The following is a 26,168-nucleotide window of genomic DNA, read 5'->3' as shown; positions in this document are numbered from 1 at the left end:
GCCTTTTTTGATCCGCTATAAATGATCTTCAATATAATGGTTGAGTTGACTGATCCGCGCGCTCATTCCATCTATGATCTTATCTTTGATTTTTTCTCTGATCACATTGGGCAGTCGGGTCAGTGCATCGGGTGTGATTGCCAGTAAAATGGTGTCTTTGGTTGCCTGCGCACTGGTGCTGCGCTCCCTATGGGTAATGAACGCCCCTTCTCCGAGGAATTCACCCGGACCGACTTTGCCAATCGCGTGATGCTGATCCTGAGTGTAGATTGACAACTCACCGCTGAGCACAATGTAGAGTCGATTATCTTTGTCAAAGCGCCGAAATGCATGCCTGTCTTTACTGACCAGATACAGGTGACTAAAGGACTCCAGCAGTACCTGACGTTCAGACAGGGTAAACTCTTTAAAGAAGGCCAGTCTGTTGAGAATTTCCAACTGTTTGATCAGTGGAATATGCTCCAGTAGTTTCATAATATACAGCAAGTTCGGATCTATATGACTGCATAGTGCTTGCTTTTTACTGTGGGGTCAAGGTAGCAGCCGATGCAGAAACTGCCGGGCTTTCGCTCGGCAGTCGGGCACGTATTTAGCAGCCCGGATCATACGGAGAGGTTGGACAAGTCAGCCCCTTGTAGGTCATACATCCGGGGTTGTAAGGTGAGCTGGCATACATACCACCAGCGGCCTGTGGGGTCAGCTCCTGAGCCAGTGGCGTTTTGTTGTCCAAGCGTTTGAGCGATTTTTTCTGTAATCTGATTTTCATAGTCGTTCCTTAAATGTTGTATTTCGTTCTTTTTATGTGCCGAGGCACGTATTAAAAGTACGGTTTCCAGCTTTCAGGAACAAGTGATGTTTTTTCATACAGCTACCAGCACACTCAGGTAAAGTTGCGCTCTTTCAGCTTTCTCGTCAGGGTATTGCGTCCCCAGCCGATTTTCAGGGCGGCTTCTTGTTTGTGGCCATGACACACGGCCAGTGCTGTTTTTATCAATCTGGTTTCGAGTTGTGCCTGAACCTGAGGCCAAATGTCTTCCTTTCCCTGGTGCAGCTCTTGCTCCAGCCAATGCTGAAAGGCATCCAGCCAGTCACCTTCAACGGCATCTGTCGAGCTAAGTTGTACAGGTTGGTTCAGTTCTTCAGGCAGGTCAGCGACATTGATAACATCGCCTGGTGCCATCACAGTTAGCCAGCGGCAGCTGTTTTCAAGCTGGCGAACATTACCGGGCCAGTGAAACGCCTGCATGACGCTAAGCGCCTCTTGGGTCAATACCTTACTCGGTACCTTCAACTCTTTTGCACTGCGAGCTAAAAAGTTCTCGCTCAATTTGGCAATGTCTTCACGGCGCTCTCGCAGCGGAGGGAGCTTCAGCCTGACAACATTCAGGCGATGGAACAAGTCCTCACGAAATTCCCCTTGTTCAACCAGACGCTCCAGATCCTGGTGTGTTGCTGCAATGATCCGCACATCCACTTTCACACTGTGGTGACCACCGACACGATAAAACTCACCATCAGCCAGCACCCGCAATAACCGGGTTTGCACATCCAGTGGCATATCACCTATCTCATCCAGAAACAGCGTGCCGCCATTAGCTTGCTCAAACCGTCCACGGCGAATGCTGTCAGCACCGGTAAAGGCGCCTTTTTCGTGGCCAAACAGTTCAGATTCGACCAAATCTTTAGGAATGGCGGCCATGTTGAGAGCGATAAATGGTTGTTCTTTGCGCGGGCTATGATTGTGTAAAGCACCTGCTACCAGCTCCTTTCCTGTGCCGGATTCACCGTTAATCAGCACGCTCATGCTGGAGACGGACAATTTACCTATGGCGCGGAAAACTTCCTGCATGGCCGGTGCTTCACCAATGATGTCGGGTTGCTTGGCATTGCTGCTGGGTCGTCTGGCTTTATTATTTTGTGAACTTGCCTGATAAGCGCGCTCAACCAGAGAGACCGCTTCATCGAGATCGAATGGCTTGGCCAGATACTCAAAGGCCCCTTTTTGGAAGGCGTTGACGGCGGAATCCAGATCGGAATGGGCGGTCATTATGATGACCGGCAGGTTCGGGTATTGTTCGGCTATTTCTTCGAGCAGTGCCATACCGTCTATGCCTGGCATCCTGACGTCTGAGATCAGCACAGCGGGTTGATCATAGGTCAGGGCGGTGAGCACATCCTGGCCATTGGAGAAACTTTCGGTTTGAAAGTCCGCACGGGCCAGCGCTTTTTCCAGGACAAAGCGTATAGAGGCGTCATCATCGACAAGCCAAACATTTTTCATTGTGTGATCCCACTTCTCATAATTAGTTACCAGCGCATCTTTGTTTGCGATGCGTTTATGCGTCAAAGGGCAGGTAGATAGCAAACTCCGTATGTCCGGGCCAGCTGTCACAATCAATAAAGCCATGGTGCTGTTCAACCAGGGTTTGTGCAATGGATAAGCCTAGTCCCGATCCACCTTCTTTATTGGTCACCATAGGGTAGAACAGGGTTGCCTGCATTTCTTGCGCAATACCCGGGCCATTGTCTGTCACTCGGATCTGTAGCGCTTTTTTCATTAACTGCTTTCCACGCCTGATGCGATGGCGGATCCGAGTGGAGACTTTTATCTCACCTTGCTCACCCAGTGCCTGTTGTGCATTGCGAACAATGTTTAAAACCACCTGTTGGATTTTTGCTTCATCCATAACCACATCCGGAATACTGGGGTCATAATCTTTGACCAATCGGATCCCCGGTGCGCCGTCGAGTTCGCTGAGGCGGAGCACCGACTCCAGCATACGGTGGACATTACAGGGCTCCTTTCTGGGTAATTCATTGGGCCCCAGCAAACGGTCGACCAGTTCGGTCAGGCGGTCGGCTTGTTCGATGATCAGCTCGGCGCACTCGTCCCGCTCTTCCTGCTGAACTTCATACTGCAATAATTGCGCCGCTCCTCTGATCCCTCCTAATGGATTTTTTATCTCATGCGCCAGCCCTCGGATCAGGTTTCTGGCAGCCTGATATTGGTGCGCCTGATTAAACGCCTGGTCAAAGCGCAGCTCTTCGTCAATTCGGCGACATTCCAGTTGAATAAACGCACGATCCCGGAGCATAAAGCGGCGTGCGAACAGGTTCAGTGTGCTGGCGCGATTGTCGATGAAGACCACGTCAACCTTATGTTGTTGACAGTCGACTCCATCGTCCAGGACATATCGTTGCAGCCGCTTCATGTCGATCATGTGGTGATGAAAAATGGTTTCGAAAGGTTGGTTCAGCAGCCGCTTATTGCCTAGCCCCAGCAGTTCACTGGCGCTGTTGTTGGCAAAATAAATGGTCAGATCTTCGGTCAATAAGATCACCGCGGTTGATAAATTTTGCCATAACTCGTGTATTAGTTCAGAGGAGGGTTGTGCCATATTGGGTCGCCTTGCACCAAGTTGGTGCACTGCAGATTAGCACACCTGTTATTATAATCAACGGTTAAGCAGGCTGGCGCGATGCAGGAAAAAGGTGGTTACTGCACTTTGGGCAACCAGCATGCCTTTGTCATTAAAGACTTTCATTTGCAATTTATGTTCCCCCCTGGGCACATCTCGTAACGCAAAAGATGCGGTGGTTTGTTTCGGGCCTGTTGCTTTTCCATTCAGAAAGAGTTGCACCTGAAACCCACTTGCAAAACGGGGCGTCACTAAGCCGTTCACATAAACGCTGCCGCTGTTTTCACGCAGCGTTTGTTGGTCGCTGGGCGCGGTTATTTTCGCTTGATAGGTTACGGTAGGTGTTGTCTGGGTGGGTGTCAGAATACTGGTATCTGTGGCGGGCATAGTGAGCATATTGGTGCTCAGTTTGACTTTTTCAGAGCCCTTCTTGGGTACATCCGAATAGACCCAGTTGCCGTTCTTGTCTTTCCAGCGGTAGACTTTTTGATCCGAGACAGCACTGCCGCTGTACACTAAACAGAGAATGATCCAATAAAGCCGCAACACGATTTCACCTTGCTTAAAAGACGCACATGACCAGCTATAACTTTAGTGCTTTTAGTGTCAATTTACCATGGCGGCAGGATGAAAAAAGCCCGCAATGCGGGCTTGAGAACACATATGATTTAAGAGCGCAGAGTCAGCCTGTTCTTTAACCGAGCAGCAGACTACTCAGTGAGCGAATATGGCTTAATTAAGCATTCCGGATTGCGCAGTGTACAAGCCTTATCAGCCTGTACACACCAGAACACCGAAAATCAGCTTATACGCTGTAGTACATTTCGAACTCAACCGGGTGAGTTGTCATGTTCAGCTTTTCGACTTCCTGAGATTTCAATGCAATATACGCGTCGATCAGGTCGTCAGTGAATACCCCGCCCTGAGTCAGGAATTCGCGATCTGCGTCCAGAGAATCCAGCGCTTCTTGCAGTGAAGAGGCTACCGTTGGGATCTCAGCCGCTTCTTCCGCTGGCAGGTCATAAAGGTCTTTGTCCATCGCATCGCCAGGGTGGATCTTGTTTTTGATTCCATCAAGGCCCGCCATTAGCATGGCAGAGAACGCCAGGTAAGGGTTTGCAGTAGGATCCGGGAAGCGTACTTCAATACGACGTGCTTTTTCAGACGGTACAACCGGGATGCGGATAGACGCTGAACGGTTACGTGCTGAGTAAGCCAGCATAACAGGTGCTTCGAAGCCAGGTACCAGACGCTTGTACGAGTTGGTAGAAGCGTTTGCAAATGCGTTGATGGCTTTAGCGTGCTTGATAATACCACCGATATAGTAAAGCGCTTCTTCAGACAGACCGCCGTACTTGTCGCCTGCGAAGATGTTTTTGCCATCTTTACCCAGTGACTGGTGACAGTGCATACCAGAGCCGTTGTCGCCAACCACAGGCTTAGGCATAAAGGTCGCTGTTTTGCCATACAGGTGCGCCATGTTATGGATAACGTATTTCATTTCCTGAATTTCGTCAGCCTTGATCACCATAGTATTGAAGCGTGTTGCGATCTCGTTCTGACCGGCAGTTGCTACTTCGTGGTGGTGTGCTTCAACAACCTGACCCATTTCTTCTAGTACCAGACAAGTCGCACTACGCCAGTCACCTGATGAATCAACCGGTGCAACCGGGAAGTAACCGCCTTTTACGCCCGGACGGTGGCCCATGTTGCCTTCTTCGTAGCTTTTATCTGAGTTCCAGCTCGCTTCCTGGGCATCAATTTTGTACATAGAGCCAGACATGTCTGTTTTGAACTTCACGTCGTCAAACAGGAAAAACTCAGGCTCAGGACCGAATAATACTGTGTCAGCAATACCAGTAGAGCGCATGTAGTCTTCTGCACGCTTAGCAACAGAGCGTGGGTCACGCTCGTAACCTTGCATGGTTGATGGCTCAAGTACGTCACAACGTACGATCAGCGTGGTTTCTTCTGAGAAAGGGTCTAGTTTAGCGGTAGAGGCGTCTGGCATCAGTACCATGTCTGATTCGTTAATGCCTTTCCAGCCTGCGATAGACGAGCCGTCGAACATCTTGCCGTCTTCAAAGAAGTCTTCATCGGCCTGGTGATGAGGAATAGAAACGTGTTGCTCTTTACCTTTGGTATCCGTGAAACGTAAATCAACGAATTTAACGTCGTGTTCTTTAATAAGGTCTAAAACCGATTGTGACATGTGTCCTCCGACTCGTAGGGTTATTTTTTGTTGCAGTGCTCTGCATTTGCGCACTACTAAGCGTTATTCGTGCCAGTTTTTATAATGCATTATTAATCAATAGGTTATTTTTACCTGTAACATATGGAACCTCAATATGCACCAAGTTGGTGCGCCTTGATATTGGAATTCGCACCACCCTGGTGCGCTGCGCAATGGTTTCAATGTAGCACATGGCTGTGACTGTGGAGCGATAAAACAGCAGACTTTAGTTATTTCACGGGTTGGGCTGTAAAAAAAAGCTGGATAAACTTTCATCTGTCACATTATTAGGGGATAATACGCGACCTTTAATTGTGGATCGGCATCTTAGGTGCGCATTTTTGCGCGATTCGACTAGGATCACTGAGGGCCAACTTCTCTGAGTAAAAATATGAGCATTGAAAAGTTAAGAAATATCGCGATCATCGCGCACGTTGACCATGGTAAAACTACCCTAGTCGATAAGCTGCTAGAACAATCTGGCACATTAGAGACACGCGGTGGCAACGAAGAGCGTGTCATGGACTCGAATGATATTGAAAAAGAGCGTGGCATCACCATCCTGGCGAAAAACACTGCCATCGAGTGGAACGATTACCACATCAATATCGTAGACACCCCGGGACACGCCGACTTTGGTGGTGAGGTAGAGCGTGTACTTTCAATGGTTGACTCAGTATTGCTACTGGTTGATGCCCAGGAAGGTCCGATGCCGCAAACGCGTTTCGTAACGCAAAAAGCATTCGCGCTGGGTCTGAAGCCTATCGTTGTTATCAACAAGATCGACAAGCCAGGCGCACGTCCTGACTGGGTAATGGATCAGGTATTTGACCTGTTCGACAACCTAGGCGCGACTGACGAACAGCTGGACTTCCAGGTTATCTACGCATCAGCGATTAACGGTTGGGCGACCTTGGACCTGGACGAGCCGTCAGACAACATGCAACCTATGTTTGAGGCCATTGTTGAGCAGGTAGAAAAGCCAGACGCAGATCCAGAAGGCGCGTTCCAGATGCAGATCTCTCAGCTGGACTACAACTCTTACATCGGCGTAATCGGTGTAGGCCGTATCAAGCGTGGTACAGTGAAAGTTAACCAGCAGGTTACTATCGTTGGTGCCGATGGCTCAACACGTAACGGTAAAGTAGGTCAGGTACTGACTTATCTGGGTCTGGATCGTCATGAAGCACAAGAAGCGCAGGCTGGCGACATCATCGCTATCACAGGTCTGGGTGAGCTGAAAATCTCTGATACTGTGTGTGATGTCAATGCCGTTGAAGCCCTGCCGGCGCTGTCTGTTGACGAGCCTACCGTAACCATGACGTTCTCTGTAAACACGTCTCCGTTCTCTGGTCAGGAAGGTAAATTCGTTACTTCACGTAACATCCTTGAGCGTCTTCAGGCTGAACTGGTACACAACGTTGCACTGCGCGTTGAAGAAACCGACAACCCGGACAGCTTCCGCGTATCTGGCCGTGGTGAACTGCACTTGGGCATCCTGATTGAAAACATGCGTCGTGAAGGTTACGAGCTGGCGGTATCTCGTCCAGAGGTAATCCTGCGCGAAGTAGATGGTCAGCTGGAAGAACCGTATGAAACGGTGACTGTTGACGTACAGGAAGAGCACCAGGGTGCTATTATGGAGCAACTGGGCCTGCGTAAAGCAGAAATGACTGACATGGCACCAGATGGTAAAGGCCGAATCCGTATGGACTTCATCATGCCTTCTCGTGGCCTGATTGGTTTCCAGACTGATTTCATGACACTGACTTCAGGTTCAGGTCTGATGTACCACACGTTCGATCACTACGGCCCGCACAAAGGCGGTAACATTGGTCAACGTAAGAACGGTGTACTGATCGCAAATGCAGCGGGTAAAGCGCTAACCAACGCCCTGTTCAACCTGCAAGACCGTGGTAAGCTGTTCATCGGTCACGGTGTTGAAGTATACGAAGGTATGATCATCGGTATTCACGCACGTGACAACGACCTGACTGTTAACGCCCTGAAAGGCAAGCAGCTAACCAACGTACGTGCATCGGGTACTGACGAAGCACAGAACCTGGTTCCGCCTATCATCATGACACTTGAGCAAGCACTTGAGTTTATCGATGATGACGAGCTGGTAGAAGTAACACCAGAAAGCATCCGTATTCGTAAGAAGCTACTGACTGAAAGCGAGCGTAAGCGCGCGAGCCGTCAGGCCAAGTAATTATTTACTTGCCGAATACAAAAAACGCCGCATTTGCGGCGTTTTTTATTGCTATAACGAATGTGTTAACACCGTCCATGCGGGTCAATTCATGGTTGTCAGTATTGAATGCTCAGAACAAACCATAGGCCTCGGTTTCTTCCGGTTCATATTGCTGCAAGTGATCGGGACGAAAGATGGCGCTGGGGTCGAGTACCAGGCTATGTTGCTCTCCTTGCTTAATCAGCCCTTTCATCATCTTGCGGGTTTGCGGATCGATTTCAAACCCCATACTGGTCATTTCATGCAGAGACTTGATGTCCGACTCATCACAGTGAATATTGTCTTCTACCTGATCAACCAGCAGGCCAATGTGTGGCCGCTGGCCGTCCTGGGTGGTAAATACAATGATGGGTTTGTGGTCGAGGATGATTTGATCCCTGGCTGATTCAAACAGGCGGATCAACTTCATAAAGGTGGTCGCCTTTTCTTTTTCCAGCAATCGCAAGGCTTCATCTTTATCACCCTTGGCATTGATGGTGAGCAGCTTATCGGCGAGCGCATGAAGCTTATTATGGGGCTCCTCAAAGCGCGCCAATAGCGTGCGTAAGTCTTCATTGTCGGTTTTAAAGCTGTAGTACCATTTACCAAACGCAGATTGCTTAGGGTCTTTGGCCTGGGTAAAAGGCTGGTCGTTGTAGATGCAGCGCTCCAGCTCAGCAAGCCAGGCTTTTTGATCTTGCTCCCGCTCCTGCAACATAGTGACCAGAGACTTGTTAATATCGTAGGACGACTGGTTATTTAATATCAAACCCAGATCAAAGATGGGCGTCGGTGTACCCATATAATCCTTCACGCCCATAAAGCTGGGGTTATCATTGGGCAAAGAGGTGAGATTGCCTTCGTAACGCTCTGTAAGCAGGATATCCAGTATTTTTAGTGAAATGGTTTTTTTCCCTACCCGAAAATTGATTAAATCCATGTCTGCCTCTGTACGTTTACCTGATGCTCTAAGCATAGACATTATTGAAAGTAAGATCGATACACGCGGGGTTTATTCTCTTTCTCTGTGAGGCCAAAAATATACCTGATCGCTTTATCCTCTGTCAGCACCTGTTGCAAGGCACCTGGCAGACACTCTCGGGTTATCGGGCGCGGGCAATGCTTGAGTGCTGCTGTAAAAATGGCAGCATTGAGAAAGCCCTCAAACACCTGCGGACTGGTCTGTAGCCCATGCCTGTGCGCCAGTGTTCGGAACAAATCGCATAATTCAGCCTGACAAGCCTGAAGGGCTGGCACGACTTCACTGATCATCAGGGTAGGTTTGCTGGTGAGCTGGGCAAACAAGGCTCTGGACGAGGTAAAGGAGACTCCGCTAAAGGTTCCCTTAAAGCCCCGATGCATCGCCTTGTCTATGAATATCGACAGCGGTTGATAAGTGCCAATCATGGCGACAGCGGTAGCCTCGCTGTGCATGATAACTTGGAGTGCTTTTTTAATATCGGCACTGTTGCGCCGAAACCGGGCGATCACGGTCGGTTGCATGCTCCGATCTGCCAGGGCCCGGCGAAAGCTTTTTTCCAGGGTCAGGCCAAACTCGTCAGCCTGGATCAACAGTGCAATGTGCTTGTGCCCCTGTTCGTCAACCAGATAAGTGACTTGTTCACTGGCTTCATCCATATAACTGGCGCGCCAATTAAAGACCGGAAAAGGGGTGTCGTGGCGCAGAAAGTCCGCACCAGTAAAGGGCATCAGAAAAGGCAGTTGATGGTGCGTCAGAATAGCCTGGATGGCATGAGCGGTGGGCGTGCCCATATTACCAAACAACGCCATAACCTGATGCTGTTCAATTAAATAGCGCGTATTGACCACAGTGCGGTTGGGTTCATAGCCGTCGTCCAGTACCACCAATGAGATAGTAGGGTGGGTTTTATTCGCACGGCCATTCGCATAATTAAAGTAAAGATCTGCGCCTTGCCTGAGTTGTTGGCCAATATCTTTGGCGGGCCCGCTCAATGCGACCGACATGCCAAGCCTGAGCTCCTCATCGGCGATAAGCTCAGGGCTGCCCAGCAGGGCGATGCAACAGCTCAGGGTTGAGATTAATTTCAGCATGCACTTCCGTCACAAGTGACCGCATGGCGGTCTGTCGTTGTTTTTTTGTAGCCAAATTCAAAGCATCTTCTAATACTTTTGGCGGGTGACGTTGTAATAATAGCCGAATCACTAAGGCTTGGGAACTGGCTGATAATCGGTCCAGCAGATCGGGTCGACATTTAAGCAGCTCAGTAACCAGGGCTGCGATCTGTTGTTCACCTGGCGTACTGTTCGTAAAGTAGCTTAACTGGGCTAACAAGAGGGTATCGGGTGCATAGCGCGGGAGTGTTTTATACAGCTCTGTCACCAAGGTGCAGGGAAAATCACGATATAACTCGCTGAGCTGATTGAGTAGCAGGTGTTTGAACCATAGCTGAAGTGGTTCGAGTTGGATATGTTTATTAAGAGGTTTAATCACCAGCAGTGCAAATTCACCGCTGGCTTTATCTTGCTTAAATCCCAATTTAACGGGCCGGTACTGATGATGTTGCCAAAACCTGAGCAGCTGTACATTACAGCCAAAGCTGCTGCCAAAGTAATCAACCTGATTAGTGAGTTGCTGCTCTGCAAAGCGCAGTAACTGACTGCCAATAAGCTGTCCTTGTTGCTGCGGTGACACGGCAATGCGCACCACCCGGGCACCACGACGTTGTGCCAGCTCCGGATTACCAGTGAGCTGAGCGAGCTGTTGTGCCATTAAATGCCCGGCCGGGCGACGTGTTGTTGCGGCTATGTCCTGACTGAGGGCGGCGTCAAAGCCGCCTTCCAGCTTGAGCAAACACACCGCCACCACGCTGCATTGCTGACGGGCAAGGTACAAGCGGTTATGTGGGCTGTCGAGCAGCTGGCGCAGATCGTTCACCGAAGTTTGATAGTGCGCCAGCACCAGCAAAGCAAAAACCTGAGACAGGGTGTCTTCATCCGCTGCAAGTTGTGCGCCTGAGCATGACTCGAATGTACAGGGTGCCGACGGTGACGTGGGCTGTTGATAGTCACAATCGAGGGCAAACAGCTGGCGCAAACGGGCTTCAAGCGGATCCCCTTCGCTGTAGCGGATTGGTTGACTGAGTGACAAGTTCAGACGCTGCGGATGAGCGTGTTCAAGTTGCCTGGCAAAACGCAGCGTATAACCCCGGCCATTGCCTTCATAGCCAATCAGGGTGCTGGAAAACACCACTTTAGGGTAAGCGCGCAACAATGACATCAGCATGGGGACCGGGATCGCAGCGGCCTCATCAACCAGTAACACATCACAGCTCGGGCGTTGTGCAAGAAGCTGATCGGGTGGCATAAAGCGCAGGTTTGCAAGCTGGTTGAGTTTATCGCTGACTGGCTCATCCAGTGCCGCGCCGAGATGAACAAAGCTGTTGTGTACCGCACGACGCTGCTGCGCGCACAGAATAAAGGTCAGATCGGGCAGGCTGGCCGCCAGCTTGCCCAGTAACGAGGATTTGCCCCGACCACGATCAGCGCTGAGTAACACGGGTCCGGGCGCAGGCTGCGTTAAGTGGGCTGTCAGCTGAGTAAGCGTGTTTTGTTGTTCACTGGTGTCTAGCGTCGCTTGCGGCGCGTCATAGTGCTGTGGTAGTAAGTCGCCCTGTGATTGACTGATCTGCCATACTGAGTTGCTGGTTAGCAGGCGCTGCCAGCGCTGCAGATAAGGACTGAACTGCGCCGTTTCGTTATAAGATAGCCAGCGCGCCAATGCCGGATCGCACCAGCTATGCCATTGAGATAATTCCGGGGCGAGCAAAATCAACAGGCCACCAGCTTGCACTGTGCCTGCGGCAGCTGCAAGCTTATTCGGTAACACTCCGCTGTAGAGGTCGTAAACGACGCAGGAATATTCCTGGCCCAGCACCTGATGCAGGTGTTCAGGCCAGCAGGCGCCAGGCAGTTGTGTATGTTGACTCAGCACTAACGCTGAATCAGCCAGGGTGGGGAACAAGCGCTTTACTTCGTTGTAAGTCCAGTCCTGTTCGCCGCTTATCAGCAAAAGCTGACGATGCCGAGCCTGCGCAAGTTTTGTGAGCAGGCGCGCAAGCTTAGAGTGGTTGCAGTCTGGCATAGGCGGTCACCAGCCACTTGGTGCCTACGTCATCGAAATTAACCTGAATACGAGACTGTGCGCCGTTACCCTCATAATTTATGACTGTGCCGGCACCAAATTTAGCATGTAACACCCGTTGACTGAGGGTAAAACCACTGTCTTCAAAGGCAGCATGGCTCACCGAGCCGCTGAAGCGGCCGCTGGGTGCCGGGCGAGATACTTGCGTCTTGATGCGAATTTCTTCCAGGCAGTCTTCGGGGATCTCGCGTAAAAAGCGCGACGGGCTGTGGTATTTTTCCTGACCATAGAGGCGACGGCTTTCCGCATGACTGATATAGAGCTTTTCCATTGCCCGGGTCATGCCCACGTAACAGAGGCGGCGCTCTTCTTCGAGGCGACCGGATTCTTCATGGCTTTGTTGTGACGGAAACATGCCTTCTTCCACGCCCACCATAAAGACCAGTGGAAACTCCAGGCCCTTGGCCGAGTGCAGCGTCATCATTTGCACCGCATCTTCGTGTTCGTCGGCCTGACCTTCGCCAGACTCCAGCGAGGTATACGCCAAAAACCCTTGCAGTGGCGAGGTAAACTCTTCTTCCACAGGCAATTCAAACTGACCGCAGGCGTTGATCAATTCCTCAAGGTTTTCTACCCGGGCACGGCCTTTTTCACCTTTTTCGGCCTGATACATGGCCAGCAGACCGGATTGCTCTATGGTGGTCTTGGCTTGTTCGGCCAGTTCGAGTTCTATCAGTTTGTCGTCGAGCTGCTCAACCAGTTCAATAAAACGGCGAATGGCGGTGGCGGCGCGGCCAGCCAGGTGCCCTTGCTCCAGCACGGCTTTGGCGGCATACCACAGCGGCAGCGACTCTGCCCGGGCGCAATCACGAATATGGCTCAGGGTTTTGTCGCCAATGCCACGGGCCGGGGTGTTGATCACCCGTTCAAACGCGGCATCATCATTGCGGTTGCTGATCAGGCGCAGATAAGACAGGGCATCTTTGATCTCCTGGCGTTCGAAGAAGCGCATACCGCCGTAAATGCGATACTTCAGGCCTTCCTGTAACAAAGCCTCTTCCAGTACCCGAGACTGGGCATTGCTGCGATAAAGCACAGCACAGTCGCTCAGTGCGTTGCCGCCCTGCAGCCAGGATTTTACTTTACCGACCATAAACCGCGCTTCATCCAGTTCGTTAAACGCGGCATACACGGAAATCGGCTCACCCTGATTACCGTCGGTCCACAGGCTCTTACCCATACGCTCGGCGTTGTTCTGGATCAGCGCGTTGGACGCTTTCAGTATGGTGCCGGTGGAGCGATAGTTCTGCTCCAGGCGAATGGTTTCTGCGTCAAAGTCGCTCAAAAAGCGTTTGATGTTTTCAATGCGTGCGCCCCGCCAGCCATAAATACTCTGGTCGTCATCGCCGACTATCATGATATTGCTGTCGCTACCTGCCAGCAGTTTTAGCCATAAATACTGAATGCTGTTGGTATCCTGGAATTCGTCAACCAGCATATGGCGGAAGCGTTGCTGGTAGTGACGCAGCAAAGTGGGATGTTGTTGCAGTACTTCATAGCAGCGTAGCAAGATCTCTGCAAAGTCGACTAATCCGGCGCGGTCACAGGCATCCTGATAGGCGGTATACACCTGCAACATCAGTTGTTCGTTGACGTCATGGGCGGTAATGTCTTTAGGGCGCTGACCTTCGTCTTTACGCGCACTGATGTACCAACTGAGCTGCTTGGGTGGCCACTTTTTATCATCGATGTTCATCGATTTCAGCAGGCGTTTGATCATTCTCAGCTGATCGTCGGAATCTAAAATCTGAAATGACTCGGGCAGTTTGGCTTCACGATGATGGGCGCGCAAAATACGGTGAGCCAGACCATGGAAGGTGCCGATCCACATGCCGCCTACCGGATTTTGCAAAGTCTCTTCAACCCGGGTACGCATCTCTTTAGCGGCTTTGTTGGTGAAGGTGACGGCAAAGATGCTGTAGGGAGAGGCATGCTCAACCTGCATCAGCCAGGCAATGCGGTGCACCAGTACCCGGGTTTTACCCGAGCCCGCGCCTGCCAATACCAGCATATTTTGCAGCGGTGCAGCCACTGCTTCACGTTGTTTGTCGTTTAAGCCGTCAAGTAATTCTGATACGTCCATCTTTGCGCCCATCGTCTATATTCAGCGCAAAGTATACCTAGGGCAGGGCACAAAGCCCAGTTTGGTGCGGGTGTTTTGCACTCCTTTAAAACTAACCAAATGATAAATATGAGGTTTTAAATTCTCTTTACCTGTTTTTATATACAGTTACTGATTCAGCACGTCTTTTAGTCGACGCTGCATTTCCTCAACCAGGCGGTCCGGCTGGAACTTTGACAGAAAAACATCACACCCTACTTTTTCAACCATGGCTTTGTTGAAGCTGCCACTGAGCGAGGTATTGAGCACGATATAGAGATTCTTCAGACGACTGTCGTTGCGGATCTCATAGGTTAACCGATAACCATCCATGACCGGCATCTCCGCATCGGTGATCACCGCCATCAGCTCCTGTTCGACATTGATGCCTTCGTCGGCCCAGTGTTGCAATAGCTTTAACGCTTCATGACCATCGGTGGCGGGCAGTACTTCAATGCCCAGCTGGGCCAGAGTATCTGAAACCTGGCGACGAGCGGTGGGAGAATCATCAACATGCAAGATTTTTCGTCCCTGGAACTCATTGATGATGTTTTTATCCAGAATATTTTCGGGGATCACCACGTCGTACGCAATGATTTCGGCCAGTACTTTTTCTACGTCAATGATTTCAACCAGCAGTTCCTGATCGCCCCGTTTGAGCTTGGTCAGTGCGGTCAGATAGTGGTTGCGACCAACTGAGCGTGGTGGCGGCATAATATCAGACCAGGTGGTGTTGACGATTTGGTCGACTTTACCGACCAGGAACGCTTGAATGGTGCGATTATATTCCGTGATCACCAGGTTACTGTCGCTGTCGTATTCACAGTGCGGCATGCAGATCGCCTGGCGTAAGTCGATCACTGGGATAGACTCTCCCCGTATGGTGGTTACACCGGCTACCTTAGGATGTGCATTTGGCATCTTATTCAGGTGGGGCAGTTTAACGACTTCTTTGACCTTAAATACATTGAGCGCAAACAAGTGTCGGCTGTGCAGATGGAACAACAGTAATTCGAGGCGGTTTTCTCCCACCAATTGTGTGCGTTGATCAACGGATGCTAATACTCCGGCCATAAAGCGATCCTAAGATATGTACCTTCTCTCAGTATATACTTATTAGTAAATAAATTAACACTCTCTGTGCACACTATTTGGGCTTTGGCAGGTTGAGTTGGATTAAGACCGGTGGCTGGAGATGGCCGAGGACCTGTCTCAGTTGCATAATCCTGATTATTCAGTATGGTAAATCAGAGACTTGGAACATAGGAAGGACAATGCCTTTGTTATTTAAGCGCTTGCTGTTGGTATTGCAGGCGCATATTGATCAGGCCAGCTGGCCCTTGATTGGTCTGGCGACACTGTTGCATATGGGGGCAACCTGGGCGCTATTATGGTTCGCTCAGGAGCATGCCTTATTGCCCGTCAGCACTTATATCTATTATTACGTGGTGACCACATCGACCGTCGGTTATGGCGACTTTAGTGCCACAACCGATATGGGACGCTGGGTTGTGGCCATATTTCAAATCCCGCTGGGTCTGGCGCTGTTTGGTATTTTGCTGGGTAAGGTTGGGCAACTAATTACAATTTGGGTAAAACGAGCAATGAAGGGCGATAAAGACTATTCACATTTGAGCGATCACATCATTATTTTCGGCTGGCATGCAACACGCACGGAACGCATGATCGAATATATACTGGCTGACAACAAACGTATAGCCAGGCGCATCGTGCTGGCGGTGTGTGATGAGATGGAGCACCCGCTGTTGCGCTTCACCGAGGTCGACTTTGTTCGCCTGGTAAGTTTTACCGATGATCAGCAACTGAGTCGCACCGGACTGGCTCATGCAGACAAAATCATTGTGGATGGTCAGGATGACGATCAGACCTTTACTACGGCGTTAAAACTGAGTCCACTGGTAAAAACGTCTGCGCACATCAGTGCCCATTTTAACGATGAAACTAAAGCGCAATTATTGCGTCAGCACTGCCGTAATGTCGAGTGCTCGACGGCCATGTCTGCCGAGATCCTGGTGCGTTCGATGCAGGACCCAGGGTCCAGTCGTATTCAGGAAGAGCTGCTATCGACTCTGCATGGTGATACTCAGTTTAGTTTGCAGTTGCCGATGTCATTGGGTGCTCTGACCTTTGGCCAGCTATTTTTGTATTTTAAAGAGCATCACAATGCGACTTTGCTGGGGGTGGCGCACGACCTCAGTGGTCGTGATATGGATTTAAACCCACCTCTGGACTACGCACTGAAAGGGGGAGATGTACTACATTACATAGCTCCGCAGCGGGTGCTCCATAGTGAGGTGAACTGGGAGCGAGTATGACCGACGAACTGATGTTACTGATGGGCGCGCTCTGCCTGTATTTACTGCCCATAGGGCTGGTTGCAGGCAGCAAGCGCACCCGTGGCCATGAAAAAAATGGCTGGCTGATAGGTACTTTGCTGTTTTCCTGGCTGGCGTTGATCTTGTACTTCTCTATGATCCCCAAGGGGGGAAAACAAAAAAAACATCGCTGAAGTCCAGTGCGCGCTGGCCTGGCGGTGTTACACAGCCCCGCCAAGCCGGCAGATATGTGTCCACTCCGCTTCGGTGACTGGCATAATAGATAGCCGGCCGGCTTTTTTCAGCGCCAGTTCGGTGATGGCAGCATCGGCTTTAATTGCCTTGAGTGTCACAGGGCGTGTCAGATGTTGCGCATAGCGCAGTGTTACACCGACCCAGCGTGGGTTGTCCTGGCTGGATTTGGCATCATAATAATCACTGCTCAAGTCAAACTGATGGGGATCGACCTCAGCGCCCTTAGTTATTATGGCGATACCCACAACGGCCGGGACTTTACAGCTTGAGTGATAAATAAAGACCTGATCGCCCACTTTTACGTCGTCGCGCAGAAAGTTGCGTGCCTGATAATTGCGGATCCCTTCCCAGAAGGTACTTTGCTCCGGGGCCTGATGCAGATCATCAATGGAAAATGCGTCGGGTTCGGTTTTAAATAACCAGTATGCCATGTCAATTACCTTGTCTGAGGAAGCGGGCAACCAGTTTACCTCACTCTTGCCTGACCCGCTATGTACTCAGTCTATCGTTCAGGGTTAACCACCTGATTTAACTTGCGATGCCTCTCTTTACTTGCACAATAGTGTATAATTATGAGATCAGCTACGAGTGAAAGAGGTGCGCAATGAGTCAGGCATTAAAAGGGTTGCTGGAGCTACTTCAGCTGGAAGAAATTGAACAGGGGATCTACCGCGGTCAGAGCCAGGATCTGGGCTTCCCGCAAGTGTTTGGCGGCCAGGTAATGGGTCAGGCGTTGTCGGCAGCTAAATATACATTGCCAGAGGGGCGTTATGTTCATTCGTTGCACTCGTACTTTTTACGCCCGGGTGATGCCAGCAAACCCATAGTGTACGATGTGGAGAATATTCGCGACGGACGCAGCTTCAGTACACGCAGGGTCAGCGCCATTCAGTACGGCAAGCCTATCTTCTATATGACAGCCTCCTTCCAGGGAGATGAACCAGGCCTATCACACCAGTCTGAAATGCCTGAGGTTCCCGGGCCCGAGGCGCTGCGGTCATCGCTGGAGTTTTATCAGGACAAAGCCGATCTGATCCCTGAGCCACTGGTTGCCAAGTTTACGCAACAGATGCCTATTGAAATGCGCCCGGTGGAATTTCATAACCCGTTTCAGCCTGAAGTGATGGAGCCTGTGCGTCATGTCTGGTTTAAAGCCAGTGGCGAGATGCCCGATGATCGCCGTATCCATAACTACTTGCTGGCGTATGCCTCGGATTTTGAGTTTTTACCGACGGCGTTGCAGCCCCATGGCGTATCCTTTATGCAGAAGAATATGCAAGTTGCAACCATAGATCATGCCATGTGGTTTCATCGTCCTTTCCGCATGGACGAGTGGCTGCTCTACAGTGTTGACAGCCCCAGTGCCAGTAATGGTCGTGGTCTGGTTAGAGGCCAATTCTTCAATCGTCAGGGGGAGTTGGTGGCGTCGACTATTCAGGAAGGGGTGATGCGCCAGCGCGAAGCGCGCTGACGCCGACGTGTTGGTAGTTCGTCCTTTACAATGTGTCGCGGATGGACTGCCAGATCCTGGCTGGCAGCAGATCATTGAGGTGGTCAGACAGCTTTGTGAGCGAGGGCAACGCTGAGATTTTTTGTTGATCAGAAATGTCGATAAAGCCTTGTGCCTGCAGCACACTAATCAGGTTACTCTGCACTTTCTTGTCAAAAAACTCCGGGCTCTTAATGCCATGTAAGGTCCCCAGTCGTTTTGCCAGCACCTCACTTTCGCTCTCCAGCGTAGCACGAGCAATCCCTTGATCTCGCAGTAGCAAGCTGACACTGATGGCATAGCGCTCCAGTGTCAGATGGATCACTTTGCCGAGCATTTCCAGTTGTGCCAGTGCCTTGTTGTCTTTCACTGTAGTGGCGAGGTGGCCATCAAAGTCTATGAGACCCTGCTGAGCGAAGCAGTTCAGCACTTCTGTTATATAGTCTTCACGCAGATTATGCATAAACCACTCTTTGGCAAAGAGTGGGTACAGTGTGCTTAGACGCTCCTGGCACTCAGTAACCGTGACGCTGTAACGGTTAAACAACATCTGAGCAATCACGCTGGGTACGGCAAACAGGTGTAAAATGTTGTTGCGGTAATAATTGAACAGGGTACGTTCTTTTTCCTTAATGGTGATGATCTCACCCAGCTCATCCTCCAGCACATCGAATTTGTCCAGTTTCAGCGCATGCTTTAGCAGCGCCTCGGCGTCTTCGTCCGGTGCGGTCACATTGGCACTGTAAGGTGCCTGACTTTGCAGGGTGAGGTAGAAGCGTAACTGAGCTAACAGCTTCTGTTTGCTCAGTGCAAACTGCTCATTACACAACAGTATCATGGCCAGCAGGTTAATGGAGTTCAGTGCCGCACTGGCATTAATGTTGGTCATGATTTGGTCTGCGACCAGCGCAACCTGACCGTTCAGCCACTGTGGTTTTGCGCCCTCATCCTGGCCTATGGCATCTCGCCAGTCAGCCTGATGTTCATTTAGATATTGATTCAGGTGTATAGGCTCACCAAAGTTCAGATAGCCACGGCCATAGTTTTTGAGGTTTTTAATGGCTTTAAATACACCAGCGACAGATTCATTCTTTTTACTGTTACCCGCCAGTTCCTTCAGATAGGTATTGATCTCCATGACATGTTCATAGCCAATATAAACGGGCACAATGGAGATGGGGCGGTCGATACCGCGCAGCATTGACTGCATAGTCATGGCCAGCATACCGGTTTTGGGTGGTAATAAGCGACCAGTACGACTGCGGCCACCTTCGGTATAAAACTTCACTGAATACCCTTTGATGAACAACTGGGTCAGATACTCTTTAAAGATGGCGGAGTAGAGTTTATTCCCGGCGAAGGAGCGGCGAATAAAAAATGCACCACAACGGCGGAAAATACCGCCTGCAGGGAAAAAGTTGAGGTTTACGCCCGCTGCAATGTGTGGCGGCACCAGACCCTGATGGTAGATCACATAGGTCAGCAGCAGATAGTCCATGTGGCTGCGATGACAAGGCACATAGATGATCTCATGACCTTTGTCGGCCAGCTCATGCACGCGTTCGGCATTTTTTACTTCGATACCATTATAGAGTTTATTCCACAGCCAGGTCAGCACGCGGTCTCCGACACGGACCATGGCTTCTGAATAATTAGCCGCGACTTCTTCCAGCAATTCCAGTGCTTTTAGCCGCGCTTCGTCATGGCTTAGCCCTTTTGACTTGGCTTCGTCGGCAATGGCCCTTTTTATGCTCGGCGCAGCCAACAGAGAGTTGAACAAGGCTTCGCGAGAGGGCAACTTGGGTCCTGTTGCGGCCAGCTTCTGGCGGTGAAAGTGCACCCGGGCCACCCGCAGTAATTTATGGGGCAACTCGTCGACATCTGCTTTGTCTGTCATAAGTTGATCCAACGCGATGGGTGCGGAAAAGCGTACCAAATTGTCGCGGCCGGAAAACAGCACCACCATGGCCTTACGTAACCAGCTGGGGGTCAAAGAATGGCTAAACAGGGTACCTAAACCAGGCTTTTCTTTACCTGGATTACGACCCCATAATACAGTCACCGGGATCACTTGTGCTTTGATGTCCGGGTGCGCGCGCAGAGCAGAGAAAATGGCTTTGCCCTGATCAATCGCCGGGCTTGGGCCTGGCGTTTTACTCAGTAGCGGAGTCGGGTTCTTGATGCCGATAAAGCGCGGCAGTGTTTTATTTCCCAGCACCTGATCCTGCATCGGGCTTGGCAGTCCCAGCTTTTTACACATCGCATTCAAAGCAGCCAGATCGGCCCGAGAGTTTAGTCGGGCAACATAAAAAGTGGGCAAGTTTGGATCCAGGTCGAACTGCGAGACCGGATCTGTCGGCAACAGTTTGCTCCTGACCAGCAAGCAGTTGGTCCATTGGGCCACTCGGTTGAGCCCCTGAGAAAGTAAGCGCATAGCGGTACCAGATTTGTATTTTTGCTGTATAGAATAACAGGCTTTAACTGGACTGACCATTTGTGTCAGTACAATGACAAGGCCTATGTATGTATTCCCTTGCGTAAAGTATAGACGCCTTGAGCCACTTACAGTGCAGACGCGGCGCAGGACAAATAATTTTGCAATAATTGTTGCATTTATCACCAGTGTCATTATAATGCTCGAACTTTCTGTGATTCGTCACAAGAAAGTCATACAAAGGCCTGGATTTCAGGCACGTAAACAGGAACTCCGATTTGGAGTTCAATGGTAGAAATAGAAGAACAACCGACCTCTTATATTTTGAGATGGCCTCGGGGGTTTTTTTATGCTCTTTTTAAATGCTCTTTTAATTGAGGTTTAAGAATGTCAAATCAACGCATTCGTATTCGCCTAAAAGCTTTTGACCACCGTTTGATTGACCAATCAACGGCGGAAATCGTGGAAACTGCGAAACGCACTGGCGCTCAGGTACGTGGTCCAATCCCACTTCCTACTCGCTTCGAACGTTTCACTGTATTGATCTCTCCGCACGTAAACAAAGACGCGCGTGATCAGTATGAAATCCGCACCCACAAACGTCTGATCGACATCGTAGAACCAACTGACAAGACTGTAGACGCTCTAATGCGCCTAGACCTTGCTGCTGGTGTTGATGTTCAAATCAGCCTGGGTTAATCGAAAGATTAGAGAGGTTTTAGGAAAATGGCATTAGGTCTAGTCGGTCGTAAAGTGGGTATGACACGCATCTTCACTGAAGATGGTGTATCTATCCCTGTGACAGTTATCGAAGCGACTCCTAACCGTGTTACTCAGATCAAATCTGACGCAACAGACGGTTATAACGCGCTTCAAGTTACTGCAGGCGAGAAAAAAGCAAGCCGTGTAAACAAACCAGAAGCGGGTCACTTCGCTAAAGCTGGTGTTGAAGCGGGTCGCGGCCTGTGGGAATTCCGTCTTAACGGCGGTGAAGGTGAGTTTGAAGTAGGTGCTGAGCTTACTGTTGAGCTATTCAACGAAGTAAACAAAGTAGACGTTACTGGTACTTCAAAAGGTAAAGGTTTCCAAGGTGGTGTTAAGCGCTGGAATTTCAGCACTCAAGACGCTACTCACGGTAACTCTCTATCTCACCGTGCTCCTGGTTCAATCGGTCAAAACCAATCACCTGGTAAGGTGTTTAAAGGTAAGAAAATGGCTGGTCAAATGGGTAATGTGCAAACAACTACTCAGAACCTAGAGCTAGTACGTGTTGACGCTGAGCGTAATCTGCTTTTAGTTAAAGGTGCAGTACCTGGCGCTATCGGCGGCGACGTTATCGTTAAACCAGCTGTTAAAGCTTAAGTCCTGGAGATTTAGTGATGGAATTAGCAATTAAAGGCGCTGGTGCGCTTGAAGTTTCCGAAGCTACTTTTGGACGTGAGTTTAACGAAGCATTAGTACACCAAGTAGTTGTTGCTTTCGCAGCAGGTGCTCGTCAGGGTACTAAAGCTCAGAAGACACGTTCTGAAGTTGCTGGTGGTGGTAAAAAACCATTCCGCCAAAAAGGTACTGGCCGTGCACGTGCTGGTACAATCCGCAGCCCAATCTGGCGCAGCGGTGGTGTGAGCTTTGCAGCTAAGCCGCAAGATCACAGCCAAAAAGTTAACCGTAAGATGTATCGCGGTGCGATCAAGAGCATTCTTTCTGAGCTTGTTCGTCAAGATCGTCTGGTAGTTGTTGAAGAATTTGGTCTGGAAGCACCAAAGACTAAAGAACTAGTAGCTAAGCTGAAAGAGCTTGAGCTTAAAGACGTACTAATCGTGACTGAAGAAGTAGATGAGAATCTATTCCTTTCTGCACGTAACCTGTACAAGGTTGACACGCGTGATGTAGCTGGCATCGACCCAGTAAGCCTAATCGCTTTCGATAAGGTACTGATTACTGCTGCTGCTGTTAAGCAACTTGAGGAGGCGCTAGCATGATCCGTGAAGAACGTCTTTTAAAAGTAATCCTTGCTCCACACATCTCTGAGAAAAGCACCATCTCTGCTGAAGAGAACAACACGATTGTTTTCAAAGTAGTTAAAGATGCAAACAAAGCAGAAATCAAAGCTGCTGTTGAGAAGCTTTTCGAAGTAGAAGTAACTGGTGTTCGCACGCTAAATGTTAAGGGTAAAACTAAGCGTACAGGCATGCGTTTCGGCCGTCGTTCAGACTGGAAGAAAGCCTACGTTACTCTTAAAGAAGGCAGCGAGCTAGACTTTGTCGGCGGCGCCGAGTAATAAGGGGAGTTAGAATTATGGCACTTCAAAAGTGTAAACCAACTTCTGCGGGTCGTCGTCACGTCGTTAAAGTGGTTAACCCTGATCTGCACAAGGGTAAGCCTTACGCTCCGCTATTAGAGAAAAACTCTAAATCAGGTGGTCGTAACAACAACGGTCGTATCACGGTTCGTCACATCGGTGGTGGTCACAAGCAACACTACCGTTTAATCGACTTTAAACGCACCAAAGATGGCATCCCAGCTAAAGTTGAGCGTCTAGAGTACGATCCTAACCGTAGCGCAAACATCGCTCTTGTATTATATGCAGACGGTGAGCGTCGTTACATCATCGCACCTAAAGGTGTTCAAGCGGGTGATGCAATCCAGTCTGGTGTTGATGCACCAATCAAAGCTGGTAACGCAATGCCTATGCGTAACATCCCAGTAGGTACAACGGTACACAATGTTGAGCTTAAGCCTGGTAAAGGTGCTCAGATTGCCCGTTCTGCTGGTGCATATGTACAGATCCTAGCGCGTGAAGGCCAGTACGTGACTCTACGTCTACGTTCAGGCGAAATGCGTAAAGTTGAAGCGGATTGTCGCGCAACTATCGGTGAAGTAGGTAACGCTGAACACATGCTACGTTCACTAGGTAAAGCTGGTGCAACTCGCTGGCGTGGTGTTCGTCCTACAGTTCGTGGTGTTGCCATGAACCCGGTAGACCACCCACACGGTGGTGGTGAAGGTCGTACATCTGGTGGTCGTCACCCTGTGTCTCCATGGGGTAAGCCGACTAAAGGTGCTAAGACACGTAAGAACAAGCGTACTGATAAATTTATCGTACGTCGTCGTACTAAGTAATAGTTGAGGAATTGCCATGCCACGTTCTCTCAAGAAGGGTCCATTCATTGACCTACACTTGCTGAAGAAGGTAGAGAAGGCGTTGGAAAGCGGTGACAAGAAGCCTATCAAGACTTGGAGCCGTCGTTCAATGATCATCCCTAACATGATCGGATTGACCATCGCTGTCCATAATGGTCGTCAGCACGTACCTGTATTCGTTACAGACGAAATGATCGGTCACAAACTAGGTGAATTTGCACCTACACGTACTTACCGCGGTCACGCTGCGGATAAGAAAGCTAAAAAGCGTTAATCGGAGGGTATGATGGAAGCATTAGCTAAACACAAATTCGCCTCTGGTTCGGCGCAAAAAGCACGTCTAGTTGCAGATCAGATCCGCGGACTTCCGGTTGATCGCGCGCTAGAAATCCTAGCGTACAGCCCAAAGAAAGCGGCTGTATTAGTTAAGAAAGTACTTGAGTCTGCTATCGCTAACGCGGAGCACAACGAAGGTGCTGACATTGATGAGCTTAAAGTGGCTAAAGTATTTGTAGACGAAGGTCCTACAATGAAACGTATTATGCCACGTGCTAAAGGACGCGCTGACCGCATCCTTAAGCGTTCAAGCCACATCACTGTTGTGGTTTCAGATAGCTAGGAGATATAAGTAATGGGACAAAAAGTTCATCCTACTGGTATTCGCCTAGGTATCTCTAAACCTTGGGTTTCTACCTGGTACGCGAATTCAAAAGATTTCTCTGAGCAGCTTTTTGGTGATCACAAAGTGCGTCAATACCTTACTAAGGAATTGAAAAACGCTTCTGTGTCTAAAATCGTTATTGAGCGTCCAGCTAAATCTATCCGTGTAACAATTCACACAGCTCGTCCTGGTGTTGTTATCGGTAAAAAAGGTGAAGATGTTGAAAAGCTTCGCCACGCTGTAACTAAGCTTGCTGGTGTACCTGCGCAAATCAACATCGCAGAAGTACGTAAGCCAGAGCTTGATGCACAACTAGTTGCTGACGGTATCTCTTCACAGCTAGAGCGTCGTGTAATGTTCCGTCGTGCTATGAAGCGCGCGGTACAGAACGCAATGCGTCTGGGTGCAAAGGGTATCAAAGTTGAAGTTAGCGGCCGTCTTGGCGGTGCTGAAATCGCACGTTCTGAGTGGTACCGTGAAGGTCGTGTACCTCTACACACTCTACGTGCTGACATCGACTACGCAACTTCTGAAGCTTTGACCACTTACGGTATCATCGGTGTTAAAGTTTGGATCTTCAAAGGCGAAGTTATCGGTGGTCTTCCACTGAAACAAGAAGCTGAGAAGCCAGCCAAGCGCGCTCCGAAGAAAGCTAAAAAAAGTGCTAAGTAAGAGGTAGCGACTAATGTTACAGCCAAAACGTACAAAATTCCGTAAAGTGCACAAAGGCCGCAACCGTGGTCTTGCAACTAGCGGTAATAAAGTTAGCTTCGGTTCTTTCGGCTTGAAAGCGACTGGCCGTGGCCGTATGACTGCTCGTCAAATCGAAGCAGCTCGTCGTGCTATGACACGTCACATCAAGCGTCAAGGTAAAATCTGGATCCGTGTGTTCCCAGATAAGCCAATTACAGAAAAGCCGCTTGAAGTTCGTATGGGTAAAGGTAAAGGTTCTGTTGAATACTGGGTTGCTGAAATTCAGCCTGGTAAAGTACTTTACGAGATGGAAGGTGTTTCAGAAGAGCTTGCTCGCGAAGCATTCAACCTAGCTGCTCGTAAATTACCTTTCAAAACCACTTTTGTAACTCGGACGGTAATGTAAATGAAAGCTAGCGAACTTAAAGACAAAAGCGTAGAAGAGCTAAATGCTGAACTTCTAGAGCTTCTGCGTGAGCAGTTCAACCTGCGCATGCAAGCGAGCACTGGTCAGCTGGCTCAGACTCACGAGCTGAAAAAAGTACGTCGCAATATTGCGCGTGTTAAAACGGTTATCAACCAGAAGGCAGGTGCATAATGAGCGATAAGATCCGTACTCTTCAAGGTCGTGTAGTTAGCGACAAAATGGACAAGTCAATCGTTGTTGCTATCGAGCGTCAGGTTAAGCACCCGATCTACGGTAAATTCATCAAGCGTACAACTAAGTTGCACGCACACGATGAGAGCAACACTGCGCAAGCAGGTGATACTGTGACTATCCGTGAATGTGCGCCGATTTCTAAGAAAAAATCTTGGACTTTGGTAGACGTTCTGGTTCGTCCTAAGAAAGCTTAATTTTAGTTTTTAACTAAATTAAACTTTTGAAAAGCCCCAGTCTTTTGGCTGGGGCTTTTGCGTTTGGGGTACTCAGAATGTTCAAAAGGGTTTGCTGTATAGCGCGACACTCCGTGAATGTGCGTCACCGCC

28 protein-coding genes are annotated in these 26,168 nt (G+C 49.7%); 15 read left to right on the top strand and 13 right to left on the bottom strand.

Going from position 1 to position 26,168, the window contains the following annotated elements; translation table 11 throughout:
• Positions 1 to 15: 15 nt before the first annotated feature.
• From ACXAH1_RS22865 to glnA, 6 genes are all read right to left on the bottom strand, one after another.
• Complete coding sequence (locus tag ACXAH1_RS22865; protein WP_054017003.1) at positions 16 to 474, bottom strand: cyclic nucleotide-binding domain-containing protein; 459 nt, start codon at positions 472 to 474, stop codon at positions 16 to 18.
• A gap of 115 nt (positions 475 to 589) precedes the next feature.
• A complete protein-coding gene (locus ACXAH1_RS22860; RefSeq protein ID WP_160317416.1) occupies positions 590 to 766 on the bottom strand; it encodes a hypothetical protein in 177 nt (58 codons plus the stop codon).
• A 114-nt stretch (positions 767 to 880) separates the two neighbouring features.
• Entirely contained in the window at positions 881 to 2,281 is a 1,401-nt protein-coding gene (ntrC, locus tag ACXAH1_RS22855) for a nitrogen regulation protein NR(I) (protein WP_475199896.1), read from the bottom strand.
• 55 nt (positions 2,282 to 2,336) lie between these two features.
• Entirely contained in the window at positions 2,337 to 3,398 is a 1,062-nt protein-coding gene (gene glnL / locus ACXAH1_RS22850) for a nitrogen regulation protein NR(II) (protein WP_475199895.1), read from the bottom strand.
• 57 nt (positions 3,399 to 3,455) lie between these two features.
• Positions 3,456 to 3,968: a DUF4124 domain-containing protein gene (locus tag ACXAH1_RS22845; RefSeq protein WP_475199894.1), complete on the bottom strand. Its 513-nt coding sequence runs from the start codon at positions 3,966 to 3,968 to the stop codon at positions 3,456 to 3,458.
• A 256-nt stretch (positions 3,969 to 4,224) separates the two neighbouring features.
• Entirely contained in the window at positions 4,225 to 5,631 is a 1,407-nt protein-coding gene (gene glnA, locus ACXAH1_RS22840; RefSeq protein ID WP_054017001.1) for a glutamate--ammonia ligase, read from the bottom strand.
• 412 nt (positions 5,632 to 6,043) lie between these two features.
• Between glnA and typA the strand changes: the two genes are divergently transcribed.
• Positions 6,044 to 7,864: a translational GTPase TypA gene (typA, locus tag ACXAH1_RS22835; protein WP_054017000.1), complete on the top strand. Its 1,821-nt coding sequence runs from the start codon at positions 6,044 to 6,046 to the stop codon at positions 7,862 to 7,864.
• Between the two features lie 112 nt (positions 7,865 to 7,976).
• On the opposite strand, the gene ACXAH1_RS22830 is transcribed toward typA, so the two are convergent.
• From ACXAH1_RS22830 to ACXAH1_RS22810, 5 genes are all read right to left on the bottom strand, one after another.
• Complete coding sequence (locus tag ACXAH1_RS22830) at positions 7,977 to 8,825, bottom strand: chemotaxis protein CheW (RefSeq protein ID WP_475199890.1); 849 nt, start codon at positions 8,823 to 8,825, stop codon at positions 7,977 to 7,979.
• 41 nt (positions 8,826 to 8,866) lie between these two features.
• The gene (locus ACXAH1_RS22825) at positions 8,867 to 9,958 is read right to left on the bottom strand and encodes an ABC transporter substrate-binding protein (protein ID WP_475199889.1); all 1,092 of its coding nucleotides are present in this window, start codon (positions 9,956 to 9,958) and stop codon (positions 8,867 to 8,869) included.
• Positions 9,903 to 12,008 (bottom strand): tRNA(Met) cytidine acetyltransferase TmcA domain-containing protein, encoded by a 2,106-nt coding sequence (locus tag ACXAH1_RS22820; protein WP_475199887.1) that lies wholly within the window; start codon positions 12,006 to 12,008, stop codon positions 9,903 to 9,905. Before ACXAH1_RS22820 ends, ACXAH1_RS22825 begins: the two co-directional genes overlap by 56 nt.
• Positions 11,986 to 14,151, bottom strand: coding sequence for a DNA helicase II (gene uvrD, locus ACXAH1_RS22815; RefSeq protein WP_475199885.1), 2,166 nt, complete (start codon positions 14,149 to 14,151; stop codon positions 11,986 to 11,988). Before uvrD ends, ACXAH1_RS22820 begins: the two co-directional genes overlap by 23 nt.
• A gap of 147 nt (positions 14,152 to 14,298) precedes the next feature.
• Positions 14,299 to 15,243: a chemotaxis protein CheV gene (locus ACXAH1_RS22810; RefSeq protein ID WP_054016996.1), complete on the bottom strand. Its 945-nt coding sequence runs from the start codon at positions 15,241 to 15,243 to the stop codon at positions 14,299 to 14,301.
• Between the two features lie 200 nt (positions 15,244 to 15,443).
• On the opposite strand from ACXAH1_RS22810, the gene ACXAH1_RS22805 reads away from it, so the two are divergent.
• Both ACXAH1_RS22805 and ACXAH1_RS22800 read left to right on the top strand, forming a co-directional pair.
• Positions 15,444 to 16,505, top strand: a complete 1,062-nt coding sequence (locus tag ACXAH1_RS22805; RefSeq protein ID WP_253048736.1) for a potassium channel family protein — start codon at positions 15,444 to 15,446, stop codon at positions 16,503 to 16,505.
• The gene (locus ACXAH1_RS22800; RefSeq protein WP_046004895.1) at positions 16,502 to 16,699 is read left to right on the top strand and encodes a hypothetical protein; all 198 of its coding nucleotides are present in this window, start codon (positions 16,502 to 16,504) and stop codon (positions 16,697 to 16,699) included. The genes ACXAH1_RS22805 and ACXAH1_RS22800 overlap by 4 nt, the downstream gene beginning before the upstream one ends.
• Positions 16,700 to 16,726: 27 nt before the next feature.
• Here ACXAH1_RS22800 and ACXAH1_RS22795 read toward each other — a convergent pair whose 3' ends face one another.
• Positions 16,727 to 17,191, bottom strand: a complete 465-nt coding sequence (locus tag ACXAH1_RS22795; RefSeq protein WP_475199884.1) for an EVE domain-containing protein — start codon at positions 17,189 to 17,191, stop codon at positions 16,727 to 16,729.
• A 173-nt stretch (positions 17,192 to 17,364) separates the two neighbouring features.
• On the opposite strand from ACXAH1_RS22795, the gene tesB reads away from it, so the two are divergent.
• Positions 17,365 to 18,231, top strand: a complete 867-nt coding sequence (tesB, locus tag ACXAH1_RS22790; RefSeq protein ID WP_054016993.1) for an acyl-CoA thioesterase II — start codon at positions 17,365 to 17,367, stop codon at positions 18,229 to 18,231.
• A gap of 25 nt (positions 18,232 to 18,256) precedes the next feature.
• Here tesB and plsB read toward each other — a convergent pair whose 3' ends face one another.
• Complete coding sequence (plsB, locus tag ACXAH1_RS22785; RefSeq protein ID WP_475199882.1) at positions 18,257 to 20,683, bottom strand: glycerol-3-phosphate 1-O-acyltransferase PlsB; 2,427 nt, start codon at positions 20,681 to 20,683, stop codon at positions 18,257 to 18,259.
• Between the two features lie 387 nt (positions 20,684 to 21,070).
• Between plsB and rpsJ the strand changes: the two genes are divergently transcribed.
• From rpsJ to rpsQ, 11 genes are read left to right on the top strand one after another with little or no spacing between them, the layout of a single operon-like run.
• Positions 21,071 to 21,382, top strand: a complete 312-nt coding sequence (rpsJ, locus tag ACXAH1_RS22780; RefSeq protein WP_005495349.1) for a 30S ribosomal protein S10 — start codon at positions 21,071 to 21,073, stop codon at positions 21,380 to 21,382.
• A 27-nt stretch (positions 21,383 to 21,409) separates the two neighbouring features.
• Entirely contained in the window at positions 21,410 to 22,045 is a 636-nt protein-coding gene (rplC, locus tag ACXAH1_RS22775; RefSeq protein WP_049863778.1) for a 50S ribosomal protein L3, read from the top strand.
• 17 nt (positions 22,046 to 22,062) lie between these two features.
• On the top strand, positions 22,063 to 22,665 hold the full coding sequence (rplD, locus tag ACXAH1_RS22770) for a 50S ribosomal protein L4 (protein ID WP_010386164.1): 603 nt from the start codon (positions 22,063 to 22,065) through the stop codon (positions 22,663 to 22,665).
• Positions 22,662 to 22,964 carry a 50S ribosomal protein L23 gene (rplW, locus tag ACXAH1_RS22765; protein WP_049863779.1) on the top strand — a complete coding sequence of 101 codons (303 nt, stop codon included), beginning with the start codon at positions 22,662 to 22,664 and terminating at the stop codon, positions 22,962 to 22,964. The genes rplD and rplW overlap by 4 nt, the downstream gene beginning before the upstream one ends.
• Before the next feature lie 17 nt (positions 22,965 to 22,981).
• Positions 22,982 to 23,806 carry a 50S ribosomal protein L2 gene (gene rplB, locus ACXAH1_RS22760; RefSeq protein WP_054016992.1) on the top strand — a complete coding sequence of 275 codons (825 nt, stop codon included), beginning with the start codon at positions 22,982 to 22,984 and terminating at the stop codon, positions 23,804 to 23,806.
• Positions 23,807 to 23,822: 16 nt separating this feature from the next.
• A complete protein-coding gene (gene rpsS / locus ACXAH1_RS22755) occupies positions 23,823 to 24,101 on the top strand; it encodes a 30S ribosomal protein S19 (protein ID WP_010367084.1) in 279 nt (92 codons plus the stop codon).
• A 12-nt stretch (positions 24,102 to 24,113) separates the two neighbouring features.
• Positions 24,114 to 24,446 (top strand): 50S ribosomal protein L22, encoded by a 333-nt coding sequence (gene rplV, locus ACXAH1_RS22750; protein WP_010386167.1) that lies wholly within the window; start codon positions 24,114 to 24,116, stop codon positions 24,444 to 24,446.
• Positions 24,447 to 24,458: 12 nt separating this feature from the next.
• Positions 24,459 to 25,160, top strand: a complete 702-nt coding sequence (rpsC, locus tag ACXAH1_RS22745) for a 30S ribosomal protein S3 (protein WP_010386168.1) — start codon at positions 24,459 to 24,461, stop codon at positions 25,158 to 25,160.
• Positions 25,161 to 25,173: 13 nt separating this feature from the next.
• The gene (gene rplP / locus ACXAH1_RS22740; protein ID WP_049863781.1) at positions 25,174 to 25,587 is read left to right on the top strand and encodes a 50S ribosomal protein L16; all 414 of its coding nucleotides are present in this window, start codon (positions 25,174 to 25,176) and stop codon (positions 25,585 to 25,587) included.
• Positions 25,588 to 25,779, top strand: a complete 192-nt coding sequence (gene rpmC / locus ACXAH1_RS22735) for a 50S ribosomal protein L29 (RefSeq protein ID WP_010376372.1) — start codon at positions 25,588 to 25,590, stop codon at positions 25,777 to 25,779.
• A complete protein-coding gene (rpsQ, locus tag ACXAH1_RS22730; RefSeq protein ID WP_049863782.1) occupies positions 25,779 to 26,036 on the top strand; it encodes a 30S ribosomal protein S17 in 258 nt (85 codons plus the stop codon). The genes rpmC and rpsQ overlap by 1 nt, the downstream gene beginning before the upstream one ends.
• The last annotated feature ends 132 nt before the right edge of the window (positions 26,037 to 26,168 follow it).

Source organism: Pseudoalteromonas sp. AWH4_217 (genome assembly GCF_056161105.1).
Note: the sequence above shows the minus strand (reverse complement) of the source record. Positions and strands in the feature narration are given on the sequence as shown.

What these genes read in the sequence shown, in the direction of transcription:
- ACXAH1_RS22865 (WP_054017003.1), bottom strand. Translation starts at nt 474, where the DNA reads ATGAAACTACTGGAGCATATTCCACTGATCAAACAGTTGGAAATTCTC.
- ACXAH1_RS22860 (WP_160317416.1), bottom strand. Translation starts at nt 766, where the DNA reads ATGAAAATCAGATTACAGAAAAAATCGCTCAAACGCTTGGACAACAAA.
- ntrC (WP_475199896.1), bottom strand. Translation starts at nt 2,281, where the DNA reads ATGAAAAATGTTTGGCTTGTCGATGATGACGCCTCTATACGCTTTGTC.
- glnL (WP_475199895.1), bottom strand. Translation starts at nt 3,398, where the DNA reads ATGGCACAACCCTCCTCTGAACTAATACACGAGTTATGGCAAAATTTA.
- glnA (WP_054017001.1), bottom strand. Translation starts at nt 5,631, where the DNA reads ATGTCACAATCGGTTTTAGACCTTATTAAAGAACACGACGTTAAATTC.
- typA (WP_054017000.1), top strand. Translation starts at nt 6,044, where the DNA reads ATGAGCATTGAAAAGTTAAGAAATATCGCGATCATCGCGCACGTTGAC.
- ACXAH1_RS22830 (WP_475199890.1), bottom strand. Translation starts at nt 8,825, where the DNA reads ATGGATTTAATCAATTTTCGGGTAGGGAAAAAAACCATTTCACTAAAA.
- ACXAH1_RS22825 (WP_475199889.1), bottom strand. Translation starts at nt 9,958, where the DNA reads ATGCTGAAATTAATCTCAACCCTGAGCTGTTGCATCGCCCTGCTGGGC.
- ACXAH1_RS22820 (WP_475199887.1), bottom strand. Translation starts at nt 12,008, where the DNA reads ATGCCAGACTGCAACCACTCTAAGCTTGCGCGCCTGCTCACAAAACTT.
- uvrD (WP_475199885.1), bottom strand. Translation starts at nt 14,151, where the DNA reads ATGGACGTATCAGAATTACTTGACGGCTTAAACGACAAACAACGTGAA.
- ACXAH1_RS22810 (WP_054016996.1), bottom strand. Translation starts at nt 15,243, where the DNA reads ATGGCCGGAGTATTAGCATCCGTTGATCAACGCACACAATTGGTGGGA.
- ACXAH1_RS22805 (WP_253048736.1), top strand. Translation starts at nt 15,444, where the DNA reads ATGCCTTTGTTATTTAAGCGCTTGCTGTTGGTATTGCAGGCGCATATT.
- ACXAH1_RS22800 (WP_046004895.1), top strand. Translation starts at nt 16,502, where the DNA reads ATGACCGACGAACTGATGTTACTGATGGGCGCGCTCTGCCTGTATTTA.
- ACXAH1_RS22795 (WP_475199884.1), bottom strand. Translation starts at nt 17,191, where the DNA reads ATGGCATACTGGTTATTTAAAACCGAACCCGACGCATTTTCCATTGAT.
- tesB (WP_054016993.1), top strand. Translation starts at nt 17,365, where the DNA reads ATGAGTCAGGCATTAAAAGGGTTGCTGGAGCTACTTCAGCTGGAAGAA.
- plsB (WP_475199882.1), bottom strand. Translation starts at nt 20,683, where the DNA reads ATGCGCTTACTTTCTCAGGGGCTCAACCGAGTGGCCCAATGGACCAAC.
- rpsJ (WP_005495349.1), top strand. Translation starts at nt 21,071, where the DNA reads ATGTCAAATCAACGCATTCGTATTCGCCTAAAAGCTTTTGACCACCGT.
- rplC (WP_049863778.1), top strand. Translation starts at nt 21,410, where the DNA reads ATGGCATTAGGTCTAGTCGGTCGTAAAGTGGGTATGACACGCATCTTC.
- rplD (WP_010386164.1), top strand. Translation starts at nt 22,063, where the DNA reads ATGGAATTAGCAATTAAAGGCGCTGGTGCGCTTGAAGTTTCCGAAGCT.
- rplW (WP_049863779.1), top strand. Translation starts at nt 22,662, where the DNA reads ATGATCCGTGAAGAACGTCTTTTAAAAGTAATCCTTGCTCCACACATC.
- rplB (WP_054016992.1), top strand. Translation starts at nt 22,982, where the DNA reads ATGGCACTTCAAAAGTGTAAACCAACTTCTGCGGGTCGTCGTCACGTC.
- rpsS (WP_010367084.1), top strand. Translation starts at nt 23,823, where the DNA reads ATGCCACGTTCTCTCAAGAAGGGTCCATTCATTGACCTACACTTGCTG.
- rplV (WP_010386167.1), top strand. Translation starts at nt 24,114, where the DNA reads ATGGAAGCATTAGCTAAACACAAATTCGCCTCTGGTTCGGCGCAAAAA.
- rpsC (WP_010386168.1), top strand. Translation starts at nt 24,459, where the DNA reads ATGGGACAAAAAGTTCATCCTACTGGTATTCGCCTAGGTATCTCTAAA.
- rplP (WP_049863781.1), top strand. Translation starts at nt 25,174, where the DNA reads ATGTTACAGCCAAAACGTACAAAATTCCGTAAAGTGCACAAAGGCCGC.
- rpmC (WP_010376372.1), top strand. Translation starts at nt 25,588, where the DNA reads ATGAAAGCTAGCGAACTTAAAGACAAAAGCGTAGAAGAGCTAAATGCT.
- rpsQ (WP_049863782.1), top strand. Translation starts at nt 25,779, where the DNA reads ATGAGCGATAAGATCCGTACTCTTCAAGGTCGTGTAGTTAGCGACAAA.